Source organism: Bacillus cereus group sp. MYBK5-2 (genome assembly GCF_051915685.1).
GTDB lineage: Bacteria > Bacillota > Bacilli > Bacillales > Bacillaceae_G > Bacillus_A > Bacillus_A cereus.
In genome coordinates this window covers 176774-186579 of record NZ_JBQAFE010000011.1, presented here as the reverse complement: position 1 = coordinate 186579, position 9806 = coordinate 176774, and the positions used below count along the sequence as shown (strand labels likewise).

Genomic DNA, 9806 nt, shown 5'->3' with positions numbered 1-9806 from the left:
TTTCACTTCTGGCTCCTTCGGCTCTTTCGGATCTTCTGGTTTCACTTCTGGCTCCTTCGGTTCTTTCGGATCTTCTGGTTTCACTTCTGGCTCCTTCGGTTCTTTCGGATCTTCCGGTTTCACTTCTGGCTCCTTCGGCTCTTTCGGATCTTCTGGTTTCACTTCTGGCTCCTTCGGTTCTTTCGGATCTTCTGGTTTCACTTCTGGCTCCTTCGGTTCTTTCGGATCTTCCGGTTTCACTTCTGGCTCCTTCGGCTCTTTCGGATCTTCTGGTTTCACTTCTGGCTCCTTCGGTTCTTTCGGATCTTCTGGTTTCACTTCTGGCTCCTTCGGTTCTTTCGGATCCTCCGGTATCTTAAAATCTTCTTTTGTTTTCGGTAAAATTGTAACTGTAGGCTCAAGTGGCGGATTTATTTTATCATCCACTACTGCTTTATTTGTTATCCCTTTACTCGGCGCTTCTTTTACCTTCGCTTTAAAAATAATACTACGTTCTTTCGTATCTGTAATTTCTAGATACTTGGCGATTACTTTTCCAAACTCCATTTTTAACTCTATTGGATTGGGCTCAGCCCCTTCAAATCTAATACTACCTTGCACGTATTCTAAACCGGCTGGAATTTCATCTTCTATTGTAACTACATCTAGTTTTCCGTTTTCCACCGTATTTTTGAAGCTAATTCGGTATTCTACTTCTTCTCCTAGCTTTGGCTCTTTATTACTTACTGTCTTCGCTGCTGTTAACTTACCATCTTTATATTCTGGCTTTATTTTCGCTGTCGGTTCTATAACTGGATGTTTCGGATCATCCACTTCAATAATCGCTTTATTTGTTATTTCTCCTCCAACTTTTGCTGTTTCTTTTACCTTTACTTTAAAGATGACACTTCTTTCTTTCGTATCCATAATTTCTGGATACTTCACTGTTACTTTTCCATTCTCTACTTTAAGTTCTGTAGGCACAGGCTTATCACCTACGGCCTCCAGACTATCTTTTACATACTCTAAACCAGACGGAATTTCATCTTCAATCTTTACATCAACTAACTTCCCGCCATCTACTGTGCCGTTAAAAGTAATTCGATATTCAATTTCTTCCCCTAGCTTTGGTTCATGATTACTTACTTCTTTCCTTGCCTCTAGTTTCCCATCTTTATATTGCGGTGTGATTGGTATAAGTGACTCAACTGGCGGAGTCGTCGGATTATTATCATCAACAATCGCCTTGTTTACAATCTCTTTTCCTACTTGTACCGTCTCTTGTACTCTCACTTTAAAGATGATACTTCTTTTTTTCGTATCCGTAATTTCTGGATACTTTGCTGTTACTTTTCCATTCTCTACTTTAAGTTCCACCGGATGTGGTTCCGGCCCATCAGACTTTATACTATCTTGTACGTATTCTAAACCGGCTGGAATTTCATCTTCTACCTTTACCTCAGTTAGTTTTCCGTTCTCTACCGTATTTTCAAAGCTAATTCGATATTCTACTTCTTCTCCTAACTTTGGTTCATGATTACTTACTGTTTTTTCTGCTTGTAATGCACCATCTTTATATTGAGGCTGAATAGAGATATTCGGTTGCTCTGGTGGATTTATTGTATCTTCCACAATCGCCTTGTTCACAATCTCTTCGCCTACTTTAGCTTTTTCTTTCACTTTCACTTTAAAGACGATACTTCTTTCTTTCATATCCGTAATTTCTGGATATTCCGCAAGGACGATTCCGTTTTTCACTTTCACATACAACGGTTTCGGATTCTCTCCCTCGGCTCTTTCACTACCTTCTACAAACTCTAAGCCAGTTGGTAATTCATCCTTAATCTTCACCTTCGCTACTTTTCCATGCTCTACTACGTTACGGAAAGTAATTCGATACTCTACTTCTTCTCCTAATTTTGGAGCTGGATTATTTACTGTTTTCTCAGCTTTTAGTTTTCCGTCCTTATACTCCGGCGTAATAATCGCTTCTGGTTTTTGCGGCGGATTCTTCGGATTGTCATCATCCACAATTGCCGTATTCACGATTTTCTTACCGACTTTTGCTACTTCCATTACTTTCACTTTAAAGCTAATACTACGCTCAGCTGTATCAGTAATATTTTCATACTTCGCTGTAATTTTCCCAGCTTCTTCTTTTAACTCTACTGGCGCTGGCTCATTACCTTCTGATTTTAAACTATCCTTCACATACTCTAAACCAGTTGGTAATTGATCATCAATTTTCACTTCTGCTAGTTTTCCGTTTTCTACCGTATTTTTAAAACTAATTCGGTACTCTACTTCTTCTCCTAGCTTTGGATCTTTTTTATTTACCTTTTTATTAGCTTTAAATTTACCAGCTTTATGCTGCGGGGTAATTTCTACTTCTGGTCGCTCTGGTGGATTTTTTGTATCATCAACAATTGCTTTATTTACAATTGCTTTGTCCACTTCAACAAAATCTTTCACCTTCACTTTAAAGATAATGCTTCTTTCTTTTATATCAGTGATATTTTCATACTTCGCACTAACCTTACCAGCTTCTTCTTTCAACTCTACCGGTACTGGCTTATCACCTTCTGCTTTTAGACTATCTTTCACATACTCTAAACCAGACGGAATTTCATCCTCAATTTTCACCTCTGCCAGTTTTCCATCTTTCACCGTATTATTAAATGAAATTCGGTATTCGATTTCTTCCCCTAGCTTCGGTTTATGATTATTCACCTTTTTATGAGCAGCAATTTTACCGTCTTTATATTGCGGTGTAATTTTTGCTGTCGGATCAATTACTGGATGGTTCGGATCATCAACATGGATAATCGCTTTATTTGTAATGTCTTTACCTATTGCAACTGAATCTTTCACCTTCACTTTAAAGACGATACTTCTTTCTTTCGTATCCATAATCTCTGAATACTTTGCCATTACCTTACCATTTTCTACTTTCAACTCCACTGGTTTTGGCTCTTCACCTTCAGCCTTTTCGCTTCCTTCTACAAACTGTAATCCAGCTGGAATTTTATCTTCTATTTTTACCTCTGCTAGTTTTCCATCTTTCACCGTATTATTAAAAATAATTCGATATTCGATTTCCTCACCTAACTTCGGTTCATGATTACTTACTTCTTTTCTTGCCTCAATTTTCCCATCTTTATATTGTGGTGTAGTCGGTACATAAGGCTCTTCTGGCAGATTCTTTGTATCATCTACAATTGCCTCATTTACGATTTCTTCTCCCACTTTTACGCTTTCTTTTACCTTCGCTTTAAAGACAATACATCTTTCCTCTGTATCTGTAATTTCTGGATACTTTGCCATTACCTTATTATTTTTCACCTGTAGCTCTACTGGTTTCGGTTTAGAACCTTCTGCTGTGATGCTGCCTTCTACATACTCTAAACCATTTGGTAATGTATCCTTTATATTTACCTCTACTAGTTTTCCGTTTTCTACCGTGTTTTTAAAACTAATTCGGTATTCTACTTCTTCTCCTAGTTTCGGTTTATGATTATTTGCTACTTTCTGCGCAGCAATTTTACCATCTTTATATTGCGGAGTAATTTCCACACGAGGCTCTTCTGGCTCATTTTTTGTATCTACTACGATTGCTTTATTAACAATCTCCTTTCCTATTTCTGCCTCTTCTTTTACTTTCACTTTAAAAGTAATACTTCTTTCTTTTGTATCCGCAATTTCTAGATACTTTGCCATTACCTTGCCGTTTTCAAATTTCAATTCTACCGGACTTGGTTTAGAACCTTCTGCTTGTAAACTGTTCTCCACGTACTCTAACCCAGCTGGAATTTCATCTTCTACTGTAACCTCTACTAGTTTTCCGTTTTCTACCGTGTTTTTAAAACTAATTCGGTATTCTACTTCTTCTCCTAATTTCGGTTTTTTATTGTTTACAAATTTCTCTGCTTTAAGCTTACCGTCTTTATATTCTGGCGTAATTGTTACTTCTGAAGTTGTTGGATCTTTTGTATCATCAACAACTACTTTATTGACAATGCCTTCACCAACCTTAAATTCTTCTTTTACTTTCGCTTTAAAGACGATACTTCTTTCTTCTGTATCCGTAATTTCTGGATATTTTGCGATTACTTTTCCATCTTTCACTTTCAGTTCTATCGGATCTGGCTTAGAACCTTCTGCTCGTAAACTATCTTTCACATACTCTAATCCATTTGGTAAATCATCTTTTATTGTTACCTCTGCTAGCTTTCCGTTTTCTACCGTATTTTTAAAGCTAATTCGGTATTCCACTTCTTCTCCTAACTTCGGCGTTTCATTATTTACCGTTTTCTTTGCTTCCACTTTTCCGTCTTTATGCTGTGGAGTAATTTCTGCCGTCGGTGTTTCTGGCTCATTTTTCGTATCATCAATAATTGCTTTATTGACGATTTTTTTACCGACTTTCACTTCATCTTTTACTTTCACTTTAAAAGTGATACTTCTTTCTTCTGTATCCGTAATCTCTGGATACTTCGCCATTACCTTACCATTTTCAAATTTCAATTCTACTGGATCCGGCTTAGAACCTTCTGCTTTCACACTGTTTTCTACGTACTCTAAACCTTCGGGTAAAGTATCTTCTATTTTCACCTCTGCTAGTTTTCCGTCTTCTACCGTGTTTTTAAAACTAATTCGGTATTCTACTTCTTCTCCTAACTTCGGCGTTTCATTATTTACCGTCTTCTTCGCTTTCACTTTTCCGTCTTTATGTTGCGGAATAATTTCTGCTGTCGGTGTTTCTGGCGGATGTTTCGTATCGCTCACAATCGCTTCATTAACAATTGAATCGCTCACTTTACCTTTTACTTTCACTTTAAAGGTAATACTTCTCTCTTTTGTATCTGTAATCTCAGGATACTTTGCCATTACCTTACCGTTTTCAAATTTCAATTCCACTGGATCTGGCTTAGAACCTTCTACTTTTACACTATCTTTCACATACTCTAATCCATTTGGTAAATCATCTTCTATCTTTACCTCTGTTAGCTTTCCATGTTCTACCGTATTTTTAAAGCTGATTCGGTATTCCACTTCTTCTCCTAACTTCGGCGTTTCATTATTTACCATCTTTTTCGCTTCAAGTTTTCCATCTTTATACTGAGGAATAATTTCCGCAGTCGGATTAACTGGCTTATTTTGCGAATCATCAATAGTTGCTTTATTAATGATTTTTTTACCGACTGTTACTCCTTCTTTTACTTTCACTTTAAAAACGATACTTCTTTCTTCTGTATCCATAATTTCTGGATATTTTGCCATTACCTTACCGTTTTCAAATTTCAGCTCTACTGAATCTGTTCCGACACCTTCTGCTTTCAAACTATTTTCTACATACTCTAAACCTTCTGGTAAAGTATCCTCTATTATCACGTCTGTTAGCTTTCCGTACTTAACCGTGTTTTTCATACTAATTCGGTATTCTACTTCTTCTCCTAACTTCGGTGTTTCATTATTTACGCTTTTCTTCGCTTTAATTTTTCCATCTTTGTGTAATGGTGTAATTTTCGCTTCTGGTTCTTTCGGATCTTTCATATCATCCACAATTGCCTTATTGATGATTTCCTTACCTACTTCCGCTTCTTCCTTCACCTTTACCTTAAAGACAATACTTCTTTCTTTCATATCCGTAATATTTTCGTATTCAGCAGTGATTTTTCCATCTTTCACACTTAACTTTAATGGAGCTGGTTTATCACCTTCAGCCTTTTCACTGCCTTTTACATACTCTAAACCGTTAGGAATTGTATCCTCTATTATTACCTTTTCAAGTTTTCCGTTTTCTACCGTATTCTTAAAGCTAATTCGGTATTCCACTTCTTCCCCTAGTTTCGGTGTTGGATTATCTACTGTCTTAATCGCATCAATTATCCCATCTTTATGTTGTGGAGTAATTCTTTCCTCCGGCTCAATCGGTGGATTTTTCGTATCATCAACAATTGCTTTATTGACAATCTCTTTATCTACTTTTGCTTCTTCCTTCACCTTTACTTTAAAGACGATACTTCTTTCTTTCATATCCATAATATCGATATACTTAGCTTTGACTATCCCATTTTCAACAGCTAATTCTACTGGTCCAGGTGCTTCTCCTTCGGCCTTGATGCTATTTTCTACATATTCAAGACCTTTTGGAATTGTATCTTCCACTCGCACCTCTTCAAGTTTTCCGTTCTCAACCGTATTATGAAAACTAATGCGGTACTCGATTTCTTCGCCTAACTTTGGCTTCTTATTATTAACTACCTTTGTAGTAGCAATTTCACCTTTTTTACTTTGCGGTGTAATAACAACCTTTGATTCAACAGGCTCATTTTTCGGATCTTTTGCAATTGCTTTATTTACGATTGCTTCCCCTACTTTTGCCGAATCTTTTACTTTCACTTTAAAAACAATACTTCTTTTTTCTGTATCCGTAATTTCTGGATACTTTGCCATTACTTTTCCGTCTTCCACTTTTAGTTCTACTGGCTCTGGTTTTATACCTTCAGCTTTCAAACTATCTTTCACGTATTCAACACCTTTAGGTAGTGTATCTTCTACTAGCACCTTCTCTAGTTTTCCGTTTTCTACCGTATTATAAAATGTAATTCGGTATTCCACTTCTTCTCCTAGTTTTGGTGTTTGATTCGTTACGCTTTTTTCAACATCCACTTTACCGTATTTATAATCCGGCGTAATCTTTTCTTCTGGATGCTCAGTTTGTCCATTCGGCTCACTCACAACCGCTTTATTAACAATCGTTTCTCCGGCTTTTGCCTCTTCTTTTACTTTCACTTTAAAGGCAATGCTTCGCTCTTTTGTATCCGTAATCTCTGGATATTTTGCGATTACCTTACCATTTTCTACTTTTAACTCTACTGGATTTGGTTCAGCACCTTCAGCTCTCTCACTGCCTTGAACAAATTCTAAGTTAGCTGGAATTTCATCTTCTATTGTAACTGCATCTAGTTTTCCGTTTTCCACCGTATTTTGGAAGCTAATTTGATATTCAACTTCTTCTCCTAGCTTCGGCTTCTTATTTGTTGCTTTTTTCTTTGCAGCAATTTTACCGGCCTTATGCTGTGGTGTAATCTTCTCTTCTAGATTCTTTGGTGGATTTGTTTTATCTCTAACGGTTGCTTTATTAACAATTTCTTCACCAATTTTTGCATTTTCTTTTACTTTTGTTTTAAAGACGATACTTCTTTCTTCCATATCCATAATTTCTGGATACTTTGCAATTACTTTTCCATTTTCAAACTTCAGCTCTACTGGCTCTGGTTTTACACCTTCAGCTTTCAAACTATCTTTCACGTATTCAAGACTACTTGGTAATTCGTCTTCAATCGTCAATACATCTAGACGTCCATCTTTTGTCTTATTTTTAAATGTAATACGATACTCTACCTCATCACCTAACTTCGGTGTTTTATTAGAAGCTATTTTTCTCGCCTCTATTTCCCCTGGAACTTCTTTTGGGGTAGTAACCGTAATATCTGCATCGTCCTCAGTTTCATACTTTATCTCGGCACTATCTTGTCCCTTTACAACAACGACATTTTTTACTGTTGTATCTGATTGTACAGAATCTTTCACTTTTACTTTGAATGTAATAACGGTACTTTCACCCGGCTTTAAAACACCGCCGTCTTTAGCATTAGCACCTTCACCAACACGGAAATCAATTTGATTATTTACAAACTCCGCTTCATCATCGCTTGCATCATCTGTTTTATTTCCTTTATTACTTCCAGAAATATATTGTATAGATCCCGGAACATACTCTAAACGTTCATCTAATTTATCAAAACCTTTTACATTCGATACCGGTGCTTGATTATTTTTCGTATCATTTTTCACTTCAATTTGATACGTAAACTCTTCACCAGCTTTAATTTCCTTAATTTCTTTACCGGTACTATCTAATGCCTTTTTATCAACTTGTAAGTTTGGAGCATTATGCTCTGTAACGAATGTGGCGTTATTTAATACGTAAATATCACCGCCACCACCATATGCTCTAAAACGCATTTTTCCTTCTTTCAAATCATTCTTTACTTGAGTCGGTCCTTCAAGATGATACGTATGAATGTCAGTACTGAATGAATTTGTCCAATCTGGATTATATCCTGGGTATTTTTTCGTAACAAATTCGTTAGTGCCATCTACTTGTACTTCTGTCATAGATGAGTCATTAACATCATTATCTTTACCTTTAATATTTTTAAACTTTTGATACCCTAACCCAAAATCATACTCTCCATAATCATAGGCATATCCATCATTATCAGCTGGATCACCTTGCGATGAAAAATAACTAAATTTCGCCTTAAAAGCGCCTTCTTTTGGTGTGTTTATTTTATTAACACTAATATCTGTCCAGGCTGTACTTTTTTGAGAGACTAGCCCTTCCCAAATCTTCATGTCTTTTACTGTTTCTTTATAGTTTTCATAAACTAATATAAGATTCCAGTTGCCCCAGTAGTAACCACTGCCTTTTTCAAATTTAATTTGTGGCACATTCGCAACTGTCACCGTTTGAGAAATACCTTGCTGTGCAATTACATTTGTTACGTCAGCATATGCAACATAACCGGCACCACTACCAGAGTAATTTGAAATATACGGTAAACTAGCTGCTTTTCGTATACTAGTAGCACTTACCTCTTTATATTCTTTATTACCCATTTTCATTTTAACCGGCTGCCTTACATCTTCATCACTAACTCTATACTCTTTATTTGCATAAGTTGGCGTTCCCATAGCTGCTGTCCAAAATAAATACGCCTTTTTTACTTTACTTCCAGCAGGAATGTTAGGAAATGCGCCTGTTGACGAATTAAAAGTACTATTATCGTTATCAACGTCCACTGTCATTTTGTTCGTTTTATAACCCATACTTTGTCTGCCGTAATGGTCAGTTGTCAAACCAAGCGTCACATTACCAGTCTGTACTAAATTACCAGCAGCAATTGTAGAATACAGTGGATCTCCAAACCCTTGTTTATCTCCTGTTTGGATTTGAACCTTCGAAGCATTTTCTGACGCAGCTTGTACTTCTGCAACACTCTGCTTTACTGCCTCTTTTTCTGGCTGTTTCTCAGCTTCGGTTACTGGTTGTTCTGGTAGTTCTGTTTTTGATGTAGGGTTATTTTTATCTTCTACAGATACTTTTAGCTTTTCATCCACTTTTTTAATTGTATTATTAGCTGATGGGCCAACTTCTTTCTTACTACTGTCAGCCTCCTCATCGGCATTAGCTGCTACCTTTTCTTCAGAAGGGATTCCCTCAACATCTACAGACATGTTTCCTATTTGTACTTGATCTTTTTGCACACTAATCTTTTGTTTGTATTCTTTATTAAAATGCTGCGTGCGGCTAGCCTTTATTAGCACCGTCATTTTTTCGTGTGATTTTAAATCTCGAATTTTAAGATTAGAAGAAAGAAGTTTTCCTCCCTTATCTTTTTCTTCTACATAGAAATCCGCTACTTTATTTTCAGGTAACTTCTCTCCGTTTACTTTGACAGATTGCGAGAGGAACGTAATTTTATTTTCATTACTTTGTTTAAGCACCAATTCTTGAATTGGTGTATCTCCCGTATTTTCAATCGTATATTGAAATACGTGCTCCCTCTTAGCTACTTCCCCCCTATATATTTCGGCATTTACTTGCTCTGCCTTAATTTTCACATCATTTCCTTGTAACTCATCCCAGCTTTTTTTATTTATCTCTGCAAAAGCACTGGGTGAAGGCAATATGATGGATAGGAGAAGTGTGATCATTGTTACGACATTAAAACACTTCAATACTTGTTTCATATTTT

The 9806-nt window shown here is 36.5% G+C and carries 1 protein-coding gene; it reads right to left on the bottom strand.

Annotation, left to right across the window (positions count from 1 at the left end; genetic code table 11):
• Positions 1-9801: isopeptide-forming domain-containing fimbrial protein (locus ACTFP3_RS26750; RefSeq protein WP_440011691.1), on the bottom strand; the 9801-nt coding region annotated here is incomplete at its 3' end.
• Positions 9802-9806 lie beyond the last annotated feature (5 nt).